At 62.9% G+C, this 19,110-nt stretch carries 14 protein-coding genes and 2 rRNA genes (1 of these 16 only partly in view); 4 read left to right on the forward strand and 12 right to left on the reverse strand.

Annotated features, from left to right (window positions below):
• Positions 1-19: 19 nt before the first annotated feature.
• The 6 genes from KR767_RS03860 to KR767_RS03885 are packed head-to-tail and all read right to left on the reverse strand — an operon-like array spanning position 20 to position 7,340.
• Entirely contained in the window at positions 20-1,603 is a 1,584-nt protein-coding gene (locus tag KR767_RS03860; protein ID WP_250878157.1) for a DUF4185 domain-containing protein, read from the reverse strand.
• Positions 1,604-1,641: 38 nt separating this feature from the next.
• Positions 1,642-2,757, reverse strand: coding sequence for a rod shape-determining protein RodA (rodA, locus tag KR767_RS03865; RefSeq protein WP_250878158.1), 1,116 nt, complete (start codon positions 2,755-2,757; stop codon positions 1,642-1,644).
• Positions 2,758-2,759: 2 nt separating this feature from the next.
• The gene (mrdA, locus tag KR767_RS03870; RefSeq protein WP_250878159.1) at positions 2,760-4,766 is read right to left on the reverse strand and encodes a penicillin-binding protein 2; all 2,007 of its coding nucleotides are present in this window, start codon (positions 4,764-4,766) and stop codon (positions 2,760-2,762) included.
• Complete coding sequence (gene mreD / locus KR767_RS03875) at positions 4,763-5,254, reverse strand: rod shape-determining protein MreD (protein WP_166952184.1); 492 nt, start codon at positions 5,252-5,254, stop codon at positions 4,763-4,765. Before mreD ends, mrdA begins: the two co-directional genes overlap by 4 nt.
• The gene (mreC, locus tag KR767_RS03880) at positions 5,251-6,252 is read right to left on the reverse strand and encodes a rod shape-determining protein MreC (protein WP_250878160.1); all 1,002 of its coding nucleotides are present in this window, start codon (positions 6,250-6,252) and stop codon (positions 5,251-5,253) included. Before mreC ends, mreD begins: the two co-directional genes overlap by 4 nt.
• Positions 6,253-6,293: 41 nt before the next feature.
• A complete protein-coding gene (locus tag KR767_RS03885; RefSeq protein ID WP_166952178.1) occupies positions 6,294-7,340 on the reverse strand; it encodes a rod shape-determining protein in 1,047 nt (348 codons plus the stop codon).
• Positions 7,341-7,608: 268 nt separating this feature from the next.
• Between KR767_RS03885 and KR767_RS03890 the strand changes: the two genes are divergently transcribed.
• Positions 7,609-8,544, forward strand: a complete 936-nt coding sequence (locus tag KR767_RS03890; protein WP_250878161.1) for a carbohydrate kinase family protein — start codon at positions 7,609-7,611, stop codon at positions 8,542-8,544.
• Positions 8,545-8,621: 77 nt separating this feature from the next.
• Here the strand turns inward: KR767_RS03890 and glpK are convergent, their stop codons facing one another.
• From glpK to glpD, 3 genes are read right to left on the reverse strand one after another with little or no spacing between them, the layout of a single operon-like run.
• On the reverse strand, positions 8,622-10,124 hold the full coding sequence (glpK, locus tag KR767_RS03895) for a glycerol kinase GlpK (protein WP_250878162.1): 1,503 nt from the start codon (positions 10,122-10,124) through the stop codon (positions 8,622-8,624).
• Positions 10,125-10,132: 8 nt separating this feature from the next.
• Entirely contained in the window at positions 10,133-10,972 is an 840-nt protein-coding gene (locus tag KR767_RS03900) for an MIP/aquaporin family protein (protein ID WP_425602721.1), read from the reverse strand.
• Between the two features lie 45 nt (positions 10,973-11,017).
• Positions 11,018-12,532: a glycerol-3-phosphate dehydrogenase gene (gene glpD, locus KR767_RS03905; protein WP_250878164.1), complete on the reverse strand. Its 1,515-nt coding sequence runs from the start codon at positions 12,530-12,532 to the stop codon at positions 11,018-11,020.
• Positions 12,533-12,813: 281 nt separating this feature from the next.
• Here glpD and KR767_RS03910 point away from each other — a divergent pair, with 281 nt between their 5' ends.
• Positions 12,814-13,680 (forward strand): LysR family transcriptional regulator, encoded by an 867-nt coding sequence (locus KR767_RS03910; RefSeq protein ID WP_250878165.1) that lies wholly within the window; start codon positions 12,814-12,816, stop codon positions 13,678-13,680.
• Between the two features lie 80 nt (positions 13,681-13,760).
• On the forward strand, positions 13,761-14,663 hold the full coding sequence (locus tag KR767_RS03915; protein ID WP_250878166.1) for an MBL fold metallo-hydrolase: 903 nt from the start codon (positions 13,761-13,763) through the stop codon (positions 14,661-14,663).
• A 159-nt stretch (positions 14,664-14,822) separates the two neighbouring features.
• On the opposite strand, the gene KR767_RS03920 is transcribed toward KR767_RS03915, so the two are convergent.
• Positions 14,823-15,590, reverse strand: coding sequence for a DeoR family transcriptional regulator (locus tag KR767_RS03920; RefSeq protein ID WP_243853349.1), 768 nt, complete (start codon positions 15,588-15,590; stop codon positions 14,823-14,825).
• A gap of 310 nt (positions 15,591-15,900) precedes the next feature.
• Between KR767_RS03920 and KR767_RS03925 the strand changes: the two genes are divergently transcribed.
• A complete protein-coding gene (locus KR767_RS03925; RefSeq protein ID WP_250878167.1) occupies positions 15,901-16,443 on the forward strand; it encodes a YolA family protein in 543 nt (180 codons plus the stop codon).
• Positions 16,444-16,991: 548 nt separating this feature from the next.
• On the opposite strand, the gene rrf is transcribed toward KR767_RS03925, so the two are convergent.
• Positions 16,992-17,106 (reverse strand): 5S ribosomal RNA (rrf, locus tag KR767_RS03930).
• A gap of 119 nt (positions 17,107-17,225) precedes the next feature.
• Positions 17,226-19,110, reverse strand: a 23S ribosomal RNA gene (locus tag KR767_RS03935) (it continues 1,000 nt past the right edge of the window).

A 19,110-nucleotide genomic window follows, 5' to 3' on the forward strand; every position in this document is an offset into this window, starting at 1 on the left:
TGTCACGATTCAGGCACGATCACTGATAGATCACGGACGGGTCCCAGCGGGTTCCATCGCAGTAGTAATCCGTGCCATGAGCCGCCACCATGAAAAACAGGCCGTCGCCTGTGGCCACATCACGGAAGGTATCGATCGACTTGCCGACGGTATCGCCATTTTCTATGGAGGCCGCGTAGATTTCCGTCCCGTTATGGACGACCGATACGTCTACGCCATTCCCGCAAGCGATGTCGGCATCCCGCACCGTACCTTCGATCCGCACGCGCCCGGCCCGCGGTGCCACCCACTTCAGCACGGGGGTCTCATAGGCTGCCGGATGCATCGAATCGTTATAAATGGCCGACCAGCGGTCGATGCCCCGCCAGAAACTACCATCGAAGGTCATATCGTAAATGACGTTGTCCTTGCCCGACTGATACCACCAGACCGGTCCCTGGTTAGCGGAATAATCTACGGATTGGCGGTAGTACCTCGGGAAACCCGACAAATTCACTCGCCACCGATATAGGCCCACCTGCGGGATATTTTCCGGCAAGGGATCTTTCACACAATAGACGTCGAACTGCCCCTTGGCCGCGCCATCCGCATAGCCATCGGGGTCGACGATGCTGCAGTACTGGTATCCACCGCCGGGACGCAGGCTTCCCGATGATTCATCGGCGAGCACCGCGCTGAGGGACCATTGGATTGCGTCCGTGGATTCAAAGAGCTTGACGAACGAATCCTGGCCGTCGCCGGACATCATCGATAGCGACAGGTAGTACTTTCCCGTCAGGGAGGAATAAATGGCCTGGGTATGATTGATCCCGAAGGGCCCCAGCAGCGTCGAACGCCCTCCCAGACTGGGCTCCGTGAAATTACCGGCGTAGTACTTGTACCAGAGCCCTACTCCGACTGATCCCGAGCGTGCTGCCGACAGCACATCCGCAAGGCGCGCCCTGGAAACACCCAGGCCTGCGGCCGGCGCGCTTCCATCCCCGGTGTCCGCGTAATAGACGTACAGATAATCATCCTTGATCAGATAGGGCGCCCCCTGGATATTGGACCCTGAAGGGTCACCATACTGACTGACGATACGCCCCAGATATGCCCAGGTATTCCCGCCGTCGCTGGACCAAGCGAGCCCGATACGCTGCCTGTCCGTGCCACCAACGCTCTCTTCATGGATGATACCGAGAAGTTCCTGATTTGATGGATCAGGTTGATATACCCCGACAAACCAGAGGTCCTGCACGTCCTGGGGAACCACCCGCGTAAACGCGAAACCAGAACCATCGACACAGAAGTTCGACACACGTTTACATGTCGACTTGAGCCACTTGTCAGTGGCAAACGGATGATTTACGTCTCCTTCGGTCAGGGCATGCTCTATCTGCGTATCCCTGCCCCAGATCGAGGTGAGCCAGAAACGCTGGCCCTGAATCATAAACGACGAGGTCGAGGCATCTGGTCGCGTATTGGCACGATTGCCGTTTTCCAGATCGGCGCGGGTTGCGACGATCACAGGTGACGCCACTTGAATGGCCGCACGAACCGGAGTCGCCATCAGGAATGAGACGACGGACGCCCCCGTGGCGGCCAATCTGATAAACCAATGCATTTACCCCTCCCTGTCCTTCGGACGTTGCTGGATAGAACCTACTCGTGAAGCTTCCGGTTGGCGTGGATCGACATGAGCACGCCGAAACCGGTGAGCAGCGACACCGCCGAGGTGCCGCCGTAGCTCACCAGGGGCATGGGCACGCCCACCACTGGCAGGATGCCGGCGACCATGCCGCCGTTCACCGCGACGTATACGAAGAAGCTCATGCCGATGGCGCCTGCCAGCAGGCGCGAATAGGTGTCGCGGGCGTTCATCGCGATCCACAGGCAACGGCCGATGATGAAGGCGTAGAGCAGCATGATCGCGATGACGCCGATGAGGCCGAATTCCTCGGAAAACACGGCGAAGATGAAGTCGGTGGTGTGCTCGGGGAGGAAGTCCAGGCGCGACTGCGTGCCGTTCTGCCAGCCCTTGCCGAACATGCCGCCCGAACCCACGGCGATCTTCGACTGGATGATGTGCCAGCCATTGCCCAGTGGGTCGGATTCCGGGTCGAGCAGCGTGCGCACGCGGTTGCGCTGGTATTCGTGGAGGAACTGCCAGGCCACCGGTACGGCGCCCGCCGCGCTGCCCACCAGCAGGCCGATGCGCCACCACGCCATGCCGGACAAAAACAACGCGAACGCGCCCGCGCCGGCCACCAGCAGCGCGGTGCCCAGGTCGGGCTGCTCCGCGATGAGACCGGCCGGCACGGCGATGAGCAGGCCGACCACGACAATGTCCTTCCAGCCCGGCGGCAGCTGCCGCGGATGCAGGTACCACGCCACCATCATGGGCATGGTCAGCTTCAGCAGCTCCGAGGGCTGGAAACGCATGATGCCGAGGTCGAGCCAGCGGTAAGCGCCGCGCCCTTCACCCAGCGCGGCCACCACGAGCAGCAGTGCCGTGCTGCCGGCGTAGAGCCACGGCGTCCACGAGCGCAGCACCGAAGGCGGAATGCGTGAGATGACGACCATCAGCACCGCACCCAGCACGAAGCGCGCAGCCTGCCCGCCCACCAGCGAATAGTTGCCACCACCTGCGCTGTAGAGCGTGGCGAGGCCGGCGCCGGCCAGCACGATGAGCGCCAGCAGCAGCGGCAAATCCAGGCGTGGCCGGGTGAGCAGGCGCAGGCCGAAACGCTTCAGGCGGACGGTGAATTGCTCGATCATGGTTACTGGTCCTCTCCGCCGTCTTCAGGCGGCGCCAGCACGCTGGAAGGCTCGGCCGGCTGCGCACCCTGCACGGACGAGCTCTCCGCCGGAGCCGCCGCGGGCTCCGGAGCGGCATCCGCCGTGACCACCTGCCCCGGCGTCGGATCGACCGGACGCTGGCCGCCCTCGTCCACGACCCACTGGTCGAGGATCTTTCGCGCGATGGGGCCGGAATCCTGGGCGCCCCAGGCGCCGGCTTCCAGCACCACCGCGACCGCGATCTTCGGATCGTCGGCCGGCGTGTAGGCGATGAACAGCGCGCGGTGGCGGCTGGCCAGGTAGGCCGTATTCTTGTTGGTGTCGTAGGCGTCGGTCTTGCGCGAGAAGCGTTCGGCCGTGCCGCTCTTGCCCGCGATGAGGTATGGGAAGCCGCCGCCCAGCTTCTTGCCGGTGCCCGAGTTGATCACCGCCTCCATGCCTTCGTTCACCGCATCCCAGTCGGCGGGCTTGCGGATCAGCGACGGACCGCTCGGCGGGAAGGACTGGGGTTCGCGCGGTGAATCCACGCCGTCCTGCGTGTCCAGCATCAGGTGCGGCACGTAGGGCACGCCATGACCGGCGAAGGTGGCGGTGGCATGCGCGAGCTGCAACGGGGTCACTGCCCAGTAGCCCTGGCCGATACCCGAGATGATCGTCTCGCCGGGGAACCAGCCCGCCTTGCTGCGCGCGGCCTTCCATTCGCGCGACGGCAATACGCCCGTGACCTCGCCCACCAGGTCGATACCCGTCTTGCTACCGAAGCTGAAGCGGCTCATCCAGTCGGAAAGACGATCGATGCCCATGTCCAGCGCGAGCTTGTAGAAATAGGTGTTGGTCGATTTTTCGATGGCCCGGACCATGTTCACCGTGCCGTCGCCGCCTCGCTTGTCATCGCGATAACAGCGGGATTGCCCGGGAATACAGAACTCACCCGTGGAAAGCACCGTATCGGAGGGCCTGCGCAGGCCAAGCGTGAGGCCACCCAGGGCGAGGAACGGCTTCACCGTGGAGCCCGGCGGATACACACCACGCAGGGCACGGTTGTAGAGCGGCTTGTCCGGTGCGTCGGTCAGCGCCTTGTAGTCGGCGGAGCTGATGCCGTTGACGAACAGGTTGGGGTCGAAGTCCGGCACGCTAACGAAGGCCAGCACCTGGCCGTTGCGCGGATCGATGGCGATCGCCGCGCCCGCCCTGCCCGCCATCGCCTCGGCGGCCGCCTTTTGCAGGCGCACGTCGATGGTCAGGTAGACATTCTTGCCCGGCGTCGGCGGCGTGGTGTCGAGCACGGCCTGGGTGCGGCCATCGGCATTGACTTCCACCAGTTCGTAGCCGGGCGCGCCGTGCAATACGTCTTCGTAGTAGCGCTCGATACCGATGCGACCGATATGCGTGGTGCCCTTGTAGCGCGCCTCGTCCACGCGTTGCAGGTCGTCGGCGTCGATGCGGCTGACGTAACCGATGACGTGCGCCATCAGCGGGCCGAGCGTGTAGCGCCGGGTGAGGTACGGCACGACGTCCACGCCGGGGAAGCGCCAGCGGTTCACGGCAAAACGACCGATCTCGTCCTCGGTGAGCTTGAGCTTCAGCGGCACGCCATCGAAACGGCGGCTTTGCTTCACCTGCTTCTTGAAGGTGGTGATGTCGTCGTCGCTGATCGGCACCACGGCACTCAGGCGCGCCAGCATCTCGTCCATGTTGCCGACCTGCTCGGGCGTTACCTCAAGGCGGAACGCGGGAACGTTGTCGGCCAGCAGGACGCCGTTACGGTCGTAGATGAGTCCACGCGCGGGCGGAATCGCGCGCGGTTTCACGCGATTCTGCTCCGAGCGCGCCACGAACTCGTCGTGGTGATAGACCTGCAGGTAGACGTAGCGCGATACCACCGCGCACAGGCCAAGCAGGATCAGTGCAAAGCCCGTGAGCGCTCGACGGCGGAACAGCGCCGCTTCGCCGCGTAGCTCCTTCAGCGAGGCGCGCCGGGAGCTCATGCGTCATGAATGCGCAGGCGCGCACGCAGGTCGTCGAGAATGAGGAACACGAACGGCCACAGGGCCGCGCCCACCAGGGGCGAGATCCAGAATTCCGGCGGCGGCAGCGGATCCCCACCGAACACGCGCACCAGCAACAGCAGGATGCGGTCGTTCACCAGCAGGCCGAGCACGGCCAGCGACTGCTGCCACATGGGGAAGAAGCGCAGGCGCGAGCGGAACCGCAACGCGATGAAGACCATGGCCGTGAGGCGCAGCGCCTGTTCGCCCAGCACCATGCCGTCGAACAGGTCGGCGCCGACGCCCAGGCAGAAGGCCATGCCCAGCGTGACGCGGTCGCCCGATTGCAGGCACCAGTAAAGCAGCACCAAGGCAGGCCAGTACGGCTTGAACGGCGCCAGCGGTCCCGGCATCGGGATCAGCATGAGGAACAGGGAGATGAGCAGCGTGACGGCGAACCACAGCTGGCGGACGCGAACCTTGTTCATGGCTGGGCCGCTCCCGAGGTCGCGGCATGCGCAGGCACCGGCGTCACCGACGGCGACGTCACGGACGGCAGGGTCGGCGGCGGAGGCGCGTTGGGATCGGGCGCGAGGCTCGTGGGCGGCCCGGCGTTCGGCGCGGGCTGCGGCGGACCGGCCGGCTCGGCCAGGTCGTGCAGCAGCAGCACGTCTTCGCTGCGGTCGAGATCCGCTGCCGGCTTCGCCTGCGCGGACAGGAAGGTGCCCGACGGGGTCTGCGCCACGTCGCGGATCTCACCTACCGGGAAGCCCGGCGGAAACCGTCCGCCCAGGCCCGAGGTGACCAGCTTGTCGCCCGCCTGTACATCGGCGGCCACGGGGATATTGGGCAGCGTGAGCATGTCACCGGCGCGCGAGCCATAGGCGACCGTACGCAGGCCGGTGCGTTCGATGGTCACGGGAATGGCGTGGTTCGGGTCGGTGATGAGCATGGCGACGGACGTGGTGGGCATCACCTCGACGATCTGGCCCATGATGCCGCGAGCGTCGATCACCACCTGGCCAGGCTGTACCTTGTCGCGGGCACCCACGTTCAGCACGATGCGGTGGCGGTAAGGCCCCAGATCCACGCCGACCAGGCGTGCCAGCTGCACGTTCAGCGAGAGGCTGTGCTGGGTGTCGAGCAGTTCCTTCAGGCGCTGGTTCTGCTCGGCTACCGAGGCCATGCGGTTGAGCTTGGCATTGGCCAGCAGCAGATCCTCACGCAGGCGCTGGTTGGCCTCCGTGAGCGCCTGGCGATCGGCGAAGGCCACCGTGGCCGCATGGAAACCCTGCGACGGCAGGCCGGCGACGCGGTAGATGGGCTCCACCACCAGCGACAGGCCATAGCGCACGTTGGCCAGCCAGCCGCCGCGGTGATCCAGCACCATGAGCACGCAGGCGAGCGCCAGATAGACGATCAGGCGCAGGGTGCCGGCCACCGCGGGCGAAAACAGCGGCGACTTGTCGTCGCGATTCAGGGCCATGGATCAACGCGCTCCGGCCGTATGCGCGGCGCGCGCGATCATCATTCGAAGGCGAAGAAGTCGCTGCCGTGCTGGTCGATCATCTCCAGCGCCTTGCCGCCACCACGGGCGACGCAGGTGAGCGGGTCGTCGGCCACCATGACGTGCAGGCCGGTTTCCTCGGAGATGAGGCGATCCAGGTCACGCAACAGCGCGCCGCCGCCGGTGAGCACGATGCCGCGCTCGGCCACGTCGGAGCAGAGCTCCGGCGGGGTCTGCTCCAGCGCCGCCTTCACCGCCGCCACGATGCCGGAGAGCGGCTCGTGCAGGGCTTCCAGCACCTCGTTGGAGTTGATGGAGAACATGCGCGGCACGCCTTCGGCGAGGTTACGGCCGGAGATTTCCATCTCGCGGACTTCGCTCTGCGGGAAGGCGCAGCCCACTTCGAGCTTGATGCGCTCGGCGGTGGATTCACCGATGAGGGTGCCGTGGTTGCGGCGCACGTAGTTGATGATGGCCTCGTCGAAGCGGTCGCCGCCGACACGCACCGACTGCGAGTAGACGATGCCGTTCAGCGAGATCACCGCCACTTCGGAGGTGCCGCCACCGATGTCGAGCACCATGGAGCCGCGGGCCTCGTGCACCGGGATACCGGCGCCGATCGCGGCCGCCATCGGCTCTTCGATGAGGAAGACGTCGCGGGCACCGGCGCCTTCGGCCGATTCCTTGATGGCGCGGCGTTCCACCTGGGTGGAGCCGCAGGGCACGCAGACCAGCACGCGCGGGCTCGGGCGCAGCATGCGCGAGCGGTGCACCTGCTTGATGAAGTGCTGGAGCATCGCTTCGGTCATGGTGAAGTCGGCGATGACGCCGTCCTTCATGGGGCGCACCGTGGCAATGTTGCCCGGGGTACGGCCCAGCATGCGCTTGGCGTCGCCACCGACGGCTGCAACCGCCCTCGGACCACCCGGGCCGCGGTCCTGACGGATCGCAACAACCGACGGTTCGTTAAGGACGATGCCCTGGCCCCGCACATAAATGAGCGTGTTGGCCGTGCCGAGATCGATGGAAATGTCGTTCGAAAAGATTCCGCGGAACTTCTTAAACATGATGCGGCGGGCGCCAATTGCGGGAAAAAGTAAGCGTGGAAGTCTAGATTGGCGCCCTCCCCCACGCAAGGGCAAAGAAGTTAAGAAAGCCTTGTAAGTCCGGGTGATGCGTGAGAATGCTGTACCAGTCCCGTAAATCTGTACGACTCCGGGTTATCGCCTACGGAAATGTTTTTCGGTACCATCGATGGGTTTACCGGACCCTGCATGGGCCGGGTTCGCAGCGGCCGGGTCACGGCCGCGCCATTCACTTCAGGGTCGCCCACGCATGACTGCCGTAATCTGCGGATCTTTAGCCTATGACACCATCATGGTGTTCCAGGACCAGTTCAAGAACCACATCATTCCGGATCAGGTCCACATCCTGAACGTGTCATTCCTGGTGCCGGCCATGCGCCGCGAGTTCGGCGGTTGTGCGGGCAACATTGCCTACAACCTGAAGCTGCTCGGCGGCGACCCGATGCCCGTGGCCACCGTGGGCCAGGATTTCCTGCCCTACCGCGCCCACATGGAAAAGCATGGCATCCGCCTCGAAGGCGTGCGCCAGTACGACGACATGTTCACGCCGCAGTGCTTCATCACCACGGACCTGGACAACAACCAGATCACCGCCTTCCATCCGGGCGCGATGTCCAACGCCCACGACAACCACGTGCGCGATATCCCGAACTACGAATTCGGCATCGTGGCACCGGACGGTCGCGAGGCGATGCTCCAGCACGTGGAAGAGTTCGCCGCCCGCGGCGTGCCCTTCATCTTCGATCCGGGCCAGGCGATGCCGCTGTTCAACGGCGACGAGTTCCGCTCGATGATCGAGAAGTCCACGTACGTCATCGTCAATGACTACGAGTCGCAGCTGCTGCAGCAGCGCACGGGCTGGAGCGCGGCCGAGATCGCGTCCAAGGTGAAGGCGTACATCGTCACCCTGGGGCCGCGCGGTTCGCAGATTCATGTGGATGGCGAGACGATCGAGATCGGACCGGCGCGCGAGCGCAAGGTGGTGGATCCGACCGGTTGCGGCGACGCGTATCGTGCCGGCCTTATCTTCGGCATCATGAAAGGCTACGACTGGAAGACCATCGGCAACATGGCGTCGCTCATGGGCGCGCTGAAGGTGGAACATCCGGGCACGCAGAACCAGTACTTCACGCACGAGCAGTTCGCGGCGGAGTTCAAGGCGCAGTTCGGTTACGAGCTGGGTTGAGGCTGGTTTTGTGAGAAGGGGCGGCGCAGTGATGCGTCGCCCCTTTTTTTGTGGTGTTTTCGCTCAGACGGTCGCGATCAATTACGCGGCTTGAACCCCATCGTTGCATTCACCGCCTGCTTCCACCCGTCATACAGATCGTCACGACGATCCTTCGCCATGGCCGGCTTGAACTCGCGGTCCACGGCCCAGCGCTTGGCGATGTCGTCCTTGCTCTTCCAAAAACCCACGGCAAGACCAGCGAGATACGCCGCACCCTGGGCCGTGGTCTCCTGCACCTTCGGACGTAGCAACGTCACGTCGAGGATATCGGCCTGGAACTGCGCCATGAAGTCGTTGGCGATGGCGCCACCGTCGGCGCGCAGCTCCTTCAGCTGAATGCCCGAATCGGTCTGCATCGCTTCGAGCACGTCGCGCGTCTGGTAGGCCATGGATTCCAGCGCGGCGCGAATGAACTGCTCCTTCGTGGTGCCGCGCGACAGACCGAACACGGCACCGCGCACATCGCTCTTCCAGTACGGCGCACCGAGGCCCACGAAAGCCGGCACGAAATACACGCCATCGTTGTCCTTCGCGCGTTCTGCATAGGCCTGCGAATCGGACGCCTTGCCCAGCATGCGCAGACCATCGCGCAACCACTGGATCACCGAACCGGCAACGAAGATGCTGCCTTCCAGTGCGTATTCGACCTTGCCATCGACACCCCATGCGATGGTGGTAAGCAGGCCGTTCTTCGAACGCACCGCTTTCTCGCCGGTGTTCATCAGCATGAAGCAACCCGTGCCATAGGTATTCTTCGCCAGGCCCTGCTCGAAACAGGCCTGGCCGAACAGCGCTGCCTGCTGGTCGCCGGCCACGCCTGCGATGGGCACTTCGCGACCGAAGAAATGCTTGGCCAACGTGTTGCCATACACTTCGCTGGACGACTTCACCTCGGGCAACATGGCCTTAGGCACGTTGAGCATCCTCAGCAGCTCGTCGTCCCACTGGCGCTTGTAGATGTCGTACATCAGCGTGCGCGAGGCATTGGTGTAATCGGTGACGTGCACCTTGCCGCCCGTGAGGTTCCAGATCACCCACGTATCGATGGTGCCGAACAGCAGTTCACCCTTCTCGGCTTTCTCCTGTGCGCCTTCCACGTGATCGAGGATCCAGCGCACCTTGGTGCCTGCGAAATAGGCATCAATAAGCAGGCCGGTCTTCTCGCGAACCATCTCTTCATGGCCTTCGGACTTCAGCCGCTCGCAGATCTCGGCCGTCTGGCGAGACTGCCACACGATGGCGTTGTAGATGGGCTGGCCGGTGGATTTTTCCCACACCACGGCCGTTTCGCGCTGATTGGTGATGCCGATGCCTTCGATCTGCGACGCGTCGATGCCGGAGCTGCTGATGACCTCGGTCATCGTCGACAGCACGCTGGTCATGATTTCGCGCGGGTTGTGCTCGACCCAGCCCGGCTGCGGGAAGATCTGGGTGAATTCGCGCTGCGCGGTGCCGGCGATGTTGCCGTCATGATCGAACAGGATGGTGCGCGAGCTGGTCGTACCCTGGTCGATCGCCAGAATGTATTTCTTGCCCATGTCCGGCCTCACTTGATGTTTTGCGGAGAAGACTTGCCGGCTGCCGCAAGACGCGCTTCTTCAAGCGCACGCTGGCGGGCCGGGAGGAAGGGATGCACCAGTAGCTGGTATGCACCGCCACCGACGACACCGCCGATCAGCGGACCCACGATGGGCACCCACCAGTAGTTGTCGGGCGACGGCAGGGCCGACGGACCCCAGCCGGCGAAATAGGCGAACAGGCGCGGGCCGAAGTCACGCGCGGGGTTGATCGCCCATGCTTCCAGGTACCCCATGGATGCACCGATGGTGGCCACCAGCAGGCCGATCATGAGTGCACCGGAGTTGGCGCCCGGCGCCGTCTCGTTGTACTGCTCGGTGATGGCGAAGATACCGAACAGCAGGAAGGCCGTCAGGATGACTTGGTCGGACAGCGCATGCATCGGCGTGATGGCCAGGCCCGGATGCGTGAAGAACACACCGGCCGCACCACCCGCTTCACGGGTGAGGTTGTGCGTGGCGTTGAAGTGGTCGATCACCGGCCCGAACAGCACGTAGACGATGGCCGCACCGAGAAAGGCACCGATGACCTGGGCGATCCAGTACGGCACCACCTTTTTCCAGGAGAAATTGCGGAACAGCGCCAGGGCCAGCGTCACCGCCGGATTGGCGTGCGTGCCCGACACCGACGCCGTGGCATAGATGGCGATGGTGACCGCAAGGCCCCACGCAATACACACGCCCCAGTACGCGTTCTGGTACGGACTCGGATCGTAGAGTACATACATGCACGCCACGGAATCGCCGAACGCGATGATGATGAACATCGCCAGCGCTTCGGATATCAACTCGCCAATCTGTTGCCGCATGACCCTACTCTCCATTGGTTTCACGGTGTGGCGCCCACCACGGCGCTAAGGGTTCGTTGTTTTTTCGTTTTTCGCGAAACGGTGGGCGAGGTAATCGGTAAGGCGCTGCACGCCGGCCGCGTCGATGCGCAGGCCGAGCTTGCTGCGACGCCAGAGCACATCTTCGGCTTCGGTGACCCACTCGTGGCGCACGAGGTAGTCCACCTCGGCCTGGTAGAGATCGGCGCCGAAGTGCTGGCCCAGCGCGTCGAGGCCGCCGGCTTCGCCGAGCAGGTCGCGGGCACGGGTGCCGTAGCTGTGCGCAAGGCGCCATGCGTGGTCTTCGGTGAGCCAGGGGCGGCTGGAACGCAGGTCGGTGATGAGCTCGTCCATGTCGCGCTCGCCGCCGCCGGGCAACGGCGGGGCATCCGCCGTCCACGCGGGCTTGTGGTTGCCAAGCAAGGGGGCAAGACGATCCACGGCTTCCTCGGACAACTTGCGGAAGGTGGTTAGCTTGCCACCGAAGACGTTCAGCAGGGGAGCACCGTGTTGGTCTATGTCGAGCAGGTAATCGCGCGTGACCTCGGAGGCACTGCCCGAATCGTCCTGGAGAAGCGGACGGACGCCGCTGTAGCTCCAGACGACGTCGGCCGGGGTGAGCTGTTTCTTAAAATAACGATTGGCCGCCTCGCACAGGTAGGAGGTCTCCTCGTCCGAGATCTTCGGCTTCGAAGGGTCGTCCTTGTATTCGATATCCGTGGTGCCGATCAGCGTGAAATCGCGCTCGTAGGGGATGGCAAAGACAATGCGGCGGTCGGGCTGCTGGAAGATGTACGCATAGCGGTGTTCGAAGATCTTCGGCACCACGATGTGGCTGCCCTTGATGAGGCGCAGCGAGTGGTCATGCTTTACGTGGGCCACGTCGTCGAGGAACGAGGCCGCCCACGGGCCGGCCGCGTTAACGAGCGCACGGGCCTTCACGAAATGACGGGAACCGTCGCGGGATTCCAGTTCGGCGATCCAGCCCTCGCCGTCGCGGCGGGCACTGACGCAGCGGGTGTGCGTTTCGATGTGGGCACCGCGTCGGGCGGCATCCATGGCGTTCAACACGACGAGGCGGGCGTCCTGCACCCAGGCATCGGAATACACGAAGCCCTGCTTGAATTCCTGGCGCAGCGGCTCGCCGGTGACGTGCTTGCCGAAGCGCACGCGACGTGAGCCCGGCAGCGTGCGCCGCCCGCGACCGAGGTGGTCGTACAGGAACAGGCCGATGCGGATCATCCACGCCGGACGCAGGTGCGGCTGGTGCGGAAGCACGAAACGCAGCGGCCAGATGATGTGCGGTGCCGCGCGCAACAGCACCTCGCGCTCGGCCAGCGCCTTGCCCACAAGGGCGAATTCGAACTGCTCCAGGTAACGCAGACCGCCATGGATCAGCTTGGTGCTGGAACTGGACGTATGGGACGCCAGGTCGTCGCGCTCGCACAGCCACACGCTCAGGCCTCGCCCCACGGCATCGCGGGCAATGCCCACGCCGTTGACGCCACCACCGACCACCAGAACATCGACCTGCTCGACCATCACGCACTCCGCTTGGCTGGAGGCGAGACGTCGCTGAAGGGGCACCCTACGCTCGGGTACGTTCGTTTTCGGTAACCGATACGCGAAATCCTGCGCGTATACGAACATTTCACACGTTCAGCGGCGCCTAGCCCGCGTTGAAATGAGCATATTCGAACACAAACGAACATCGCACGCTGCATTGCAGCGAATCGGCAAGTCAGCGGGCGGTCGGATAGCCGGCTTGCCAGCCCGGGGCCGGCTCGCGCACAGTCATGGTCTTCGCCGTCAGGAGTCCCGCCATGGAGTGGAGTGACGTACGTATCTTTCTGGCCGTGGCCCGCCAGGGGTCCCTGGGCGCTGCCGCGCGGACGCTCGGCCTCAGCCATCCCACGGTGGGGCGTCGCGTGCGGGCGCTAGAAGAAGACACCGGCCACCCCCTGCTCCAGCGCCATCAGGATGGTGTACTGCTCACCGACGCCGGCACCCGGGTGTTCCGGCTCGCGGAAGAGATGGAAGCCTCCGCGCTGGCGATCGAGCGCCGGCTGTCCGGAGCGGACGGCAAGACGGCCGGTCCACTACGGATCTCGTCCGCCGACTGGTTCGCCACCTATGTGCTGCCTCCGGTCATCGAGACCCTGCTGCACGAGCACCCCGGCATCGAGCCGGAGCTGCTGGTCAGTTCCCGACGCTATGACCTGTCCCGGCGCGAAGCCGACGTGGTTTTCCGCGTGGTGCCTTTCGAGGAGCCCGGCGTGGTGCAGTGCCGGCTGCTGCGAATCGATTACGGCCTGTATGCGCGGGACGATGCCGACATGCCCGCCCGGGGCGATGGCCGAGGCACGAAGGTGGTGCTGATGGATACCTCGGTTCATCGGTATCCCGAGGTGGACTGGCTCCGCGAGGTGCTTCCGCACGCGCAGGCCGTCGCGACGACCAACCATCGGGCGCTGCAGGCACGCCTGTGCCAGCGAGGCATGGGGCTGGCGGTGCTGCCGTGCGCGGTGGGTGATACCAGCATCGGGCTGAAGCGCCTGGATGTGGGTGATGCCCCGCCTTCGCGCCATATCTGGATGGGTTACCACGAAGACATGCGCGGCATGGACCGGGTTCGCGCGCTGGCCGATATCGCCACGCGGCTGCTTGGTGGCGAAGCCGAACATTCCTGAAGGACCGGGGCACATCGGTGTCAGTGTGACGACTCGCCTGGTCGCGGCACGCTGGGGCTCCTTTTCATGGAGTTCCTTTCATGTGCGACGTCGATACTGCCCTTCTGCCTCCTGCATCGTTCGCGACCGTCGATAAGGCAACTTTCCATCGTGTACGCATCGGCACGATGACGATCATTGCCCTGTGCGACGGACACTTTCCACTGGTGGCACATGACGTACTACGCAGCGGGCCGGCGTCCCTGGACAGCCTGTTGTCGCAGGCACGGCTTACTGATGTCGTGCCCAGTCACGTCAACGCGTTCCTCATCGATGATGGTGAGCATCGTGTGCTCGTCGATGCCGGCGCGGGCAGCTTGCAGGATGCGACGCTTGGGCGGATGAGCACGCACCTGGCCGAGGCCGGATATGACGTCGACGACATCGATACCATCCTGCTTACTCATCTGCACCCGGACCATATGGGAGGGATTACCCGGAATGGCGAAGCCGTGTTCCCAAAGGCCGTCGTCCATGTGCCGCGCGATGAGGCGACGTTCTGGCTGAAAGAGGGAGGCCTTGGCGATGTGGACGAAAGCGTCCGTGCCACGTTCGATCATGCGCGGCATACCCTTTCGCCTTATATCGCGGCCGGGCGTTATCGAACCTTCGATCCTGGCACCTGCTGGTTCGACATGCTTACCGCTGAATCACTGCCGGGGCATACCTGTGGCCACACCGGATATCGCTTGCGCACGGATGTGGCGGATGTCGTTTTCTGTGGTGACTTGTTTCATGTAGCCGCGGTGCAACTGGCTACACCGGCCGTAACGGTCTGCTACGACAGCGCCCCCGGACAGGCGCGGGCCACGCGCGAGTCCTTCCTTGCGCAGGCGCATCACCGTGGCGATATCGTTGCCGCCGCCCATGCTCCCTTCCCCGGCCTGGGAACTATTCACGGCACCACCTCAGGCTACGCCTGGCACCCTCTCGGCACCTTGTAGGAGCGCGCCTGCGCGCGACCGGATGTCGCCAAAAAACGGTCGCGCGCAAGGCGCGCTCCTACAGGGAGTTGCGCTGGATTGACGCATCGGTGCCTCGCCGACCGATGTAGGAACGCGCCTGCGCGCGGCCAGGTTGTCGCGAAAAGTGGCGCTATTGCATCAACCTGCAATGTGGAGCTGGGTGTTCGAGGTTTCCAGCACGGATACCAGTTCATCCGGCGGACGGCGATCCGTGAACCACGCATCCACCCTGGAGAAATCGCCCAGCCTCACCATGGCATTGCGGCCGATCTTGCTGTGATCCGCGCCCAGGAAAACCTGCCTCGAATGGTCGATGATGGCCTGCGCAACACGGACTTCATGAAAATCGAAATCCAGCAATGTGCCATCCAGCTCGATGCCTGAAATACCGATGATGCCGTAGTCCACCTTGAACTGACGGATCAGCTCGATGGTGGCCTCGCCTGTCACGCCATGGTCGCGTCGACGCACGACGCCGCCGGCCACAATCACCTCGAACGTGGGGTTGTCGCTGAGCAGGATGGCGATATTTAGATTGTTGGTAATAACCCGGAGATCCCGGTGGTCAAGCAACGCCCGGCCGACACCTTCGTTCGTGGTGCCAAGGTTGATGAACAGCGATGAGCCATCCGGGATTTCACGGGCGATCGCCTGGGCAATCAGCCCCTTCTCTTCCGCCTGCAGCGTCTGCCGCGCGGCATAGGCCACGTTTTCCACACTCGACGGGGCGCTCACACCACCGTGATAGCGACGGATCAGGCCACCGTCCTCCAGCAGGTTGAGGTCACGGCGGATCGTCTGCGGTGCAACGTCGAAATGGCTGGCCAGTTCGTCGACACCGAGGAAACCCTCCCTCTGGACGAGGGCAATCAGTTCTTCCTGGCGGCGGTTGAGTCTTGGGTCCATCGTCGTTCCGTTGCTGCAGCGTACGGAACCATCATGACGCGTTCCCGGATAGGTGTCATGCGGCGTCCGCATAGAGTGCCTCCTTACGCTTGCCCATTCCGCCTATCGATAACGTAGATAAACGACATTCGCTGGCCTCGTATCCCCGGATCATCCCCCGGCGTTCAGGGCACCGACCGGTGCCTGTGCGTTCGCGCGACAGACAGCCGTGCGCATTCACACCCGAACGGCAGCCGCGATCCTCCACGCCATGGCTGGGAGGTGAAGCCCTGCCGCGGGCCATGATTCCCTTCGAAGAGTATTCGTACCAATGACCTTTCGTTTTGCCGTACTCGCTGCTGCACTCACCGCCTCGGCGGTTGCCCAGGCCCAGGACCTGCCGACCAGCATCGTCACCCTGCCGCCGCTCCTCCAACCCGCCGATGCGCCTGTGCAGATCGAAGCACCGTCCCCCTTCGTGGTGTTTGCCCCTGCACCTGCGCTTTCGAGCATTCGTGTATACGGCGTCGGTTCGTCGAACTGCGGTTGGGAGTATCCCGCCGCCGGCCAGATGACGACCAACTGCGACCATGGCGGCGCACAGCTGCGCGTTGCCGTGCTGGAGATCGGTTATGGCAGCAATGCCATTGCGTGGATGAATGGCGGACAGCTGCCGCGATCGGCTCAGTATGCGAGCACCACCGTATGCATCACGGGCAGCAATTACACCTGGCCATGCACGGCGGGCCAGACTGTCGTGGGCTGGCTCAACGAGTACAACCTGGATGGCCAGCAGTCGGGTTTGTTCAAGTACCAGAACACGTCGACCAATGCGCCGTGGAATACGATTTCGACGCAGATCAATATTCGTTGAGGGTGTTTTAGTGCGTAATGCGCACATGAAAGTAAAAAGCCCGGTTCGTGAGAACCGGGCTTTTTTGTGCCCTCGTGGCTGGTACCGAGCCCTGGCGCGAGCCTGAAAACTAGCCTCCGGAAAGCGCTGTACTCACTGATTTTTTGCAGGAGCGCGCCTGCCGCCCGGCGTGGGCCGCCCGGGTCGGCGCCGACGCCAACGCCGACGCCGACGCCGACGCCGGGCCATTGTAGGAGCGCGCCTTGCGCGCGACCGGTTAGTCAGGGAGGCATCGGTGATGCGAGGTGCTGAGGGACCAGGGGTCGTGCGCAGGCGCGCTCCTACAGGGATTGGGCGCAAAGAAAAAACCCGGTCTCGTGTGAGACCGGGTTTTTAGGATAAAGCCCCTGGCGGTGACCTGTTGCGGGTCGCGCACGCGCAAAGAAAAAACCCGGTCTCGTGTGAGACCGGGTTTTTAGGATAAAGCCCCTGGCGGTGACCTGTTGCGGGTCGCGCACGCGCAAAGAAAAAACCCGGTCTCGTGTGAGACCGGGTTTTTGGGATAAAGCCCCTGGCGGTGACCTACTCTTGCATGGCTTGAGCCACACTACCATCGGCGCATGCGCGTTTCACTTCTGAGTTCGGGATGGGATCAGGTGGTACCACGCCGCTATAGCCGCCAGGGAAGGGGTGGGAGCAGCGCTTTTTGAGCGCCGGCTCCGCAAAGGTGTAAACGAGTGACAAGCGTCCGGGATGTAGTCGGATTCGACTTGAGTTAAGACGGTGAAGCGTCTTGGGGTTATATGGTCAAGCCTCACGGCTCATTAGTACGCGTAAGCTCAATGCATTGCTGCACTTCCACACCGCGCCTATCAACCACCTAGTCTTGATGGTGCCTTAAGGAGAGTCTAGCTCTCGGGAGATCTCATCTTGAGGCGCGCTTCCCGCTTAGATGCTTTCAGCGGTTATCGCTTCCGTTCATAGCTACCGGGCAATGCCATGGGCATGACAACCCGAACACCAGCGGAACGTCCACTCCGGTCCTCTCGTACTAGGAGCAGCCCCTCTCAAATCTCCAACGCCCACGACAGATAGGGACCGAACTGTCTCACGACGTTCTGAACCCAGCTCGCGTACCACTTTAAATGGCGAACAGCCATACCCTTGGGACCGGCTACAGCCCCAGGATGTGATGAGCCGACATCGAGGTGCCAAACACCGCCGTCGATATGAACTCTTGGGCGGTATCAGCCTGTTATCCCCGGAGTACCTTTTATCCGTTGAGCGATGGCCCTTCCATACAGAACCACCGGATCACTAAGACCTACTTTCGTACCTGCTTGATCCGTCGATCTCGCAGTCAAGCACGCTTATGCCTTTGCACACAGTGCGCGATGTCCGACCGCGCTGAGCGTACCTTCGTGCTCCTCCGTTACTCTTTAGGAGGAGACCGCCCCAGTCAAACTACCCACCATACACGGTCCCCGATCCGGATTACGGACCTAGGTTAGAACGTCAAGCACTTCAGGGTGGTATTTCAAGGATGGCTCCACCGAAACTAGCGTCTCGGTTTCATAGCCTCCCACCTATCCTACACAGAAGAACTCAACGTTCAGTGTAAAGCTATAGTAAAGGTTCACGGGGTCTTTCCGTCTTGCCGCGGGAACGCTGCATCTTCACAGCGATTTCAATTTCACTGAGTCTCGGGTGGAGACAGCGCCGCTGTCGTTACGCCATTCGTGCAGGTCGGAACTTACCCGACAAGGAATTTCGCTACCTTAGGACCGTTATAGTTACGGCCGCCGTTTACTGGGGCTTCGATCAAGAGCTTCGCCTTGCGGCTGACCCCATCAATTAACCTTCCAGCACCGGGCAGGCGTCACACCCTATACGTCCACTTTCGTGTTTGCAGAGTGCTGTGTTTTTGATAAACAGTCGCAGCGGCCAGGTTACTGCGACCCCTCGATGCTCAGTCACGCACGTGACCACACCAAGGGGCGCACCTTCTCCCGAAGTTACGGTGCCATTTTGCCTAGTTCCTTCACCCGAGTTCTCTCAAGCGCCTTGGGATTCTCACCCTGCCTACCAGTGTCGGTTTACGGTACGGTTTTTCTATAGCTGAAGCTTAGTGGCTTTTCCTGGAAGCGTGGTGTCAGTCACTTCGTCCTCAAAGGACTCGTCTCGGTGCTCGGCATAAAGATTCCCGGATTTGCCTAAGAATCATGCCTACCGCCTTTCCCCAGGACAACCAACGCCTGGTAGACCTAACCTTCTCCGTCCCCACATCGCACTATAGAAAAGTGCAGGAATATTAACCTGCTTCCCATCGACTACGCATTTCTGCCTCGCCTTAGGGGCCGACTCACCCTGCGCCGATGAACGTTGCGCGAGGAAACCTTGGGCTTTCGGCGAGGGGGCTTTTCACCCCCTTTATCGTTACTCATGTCAGCATTCGCACTTCCGATACCTCCAGCAGACTTTACAATCCACCTTCACAGGCCTACGGAACGCTCCTCTACCGCGTACAGATCAAAATCTGTACACCCCGAGCTTCGGTGCATAGCTTAGCCCCGTTAAATCTTCCGCGCAGACCGACTCGACCAGTGAGCTATTACGCTTTCTTTAAAGGGTGGCTGCTTCTAAGCCAACCTCCTGGCTGTCTATGCCTTTCCACATCGTTTTCCACTT

The organism is Luteibacter anthropi (assembly GCF_023699965.1).
GTDB classification, from domain to species: Bacteria; Pseudomonadota; Gammaproteobacteria; order Xanthomonadales; family Rhodanobacteraceae; genus Luteibacter; species Luteibacter anthropi.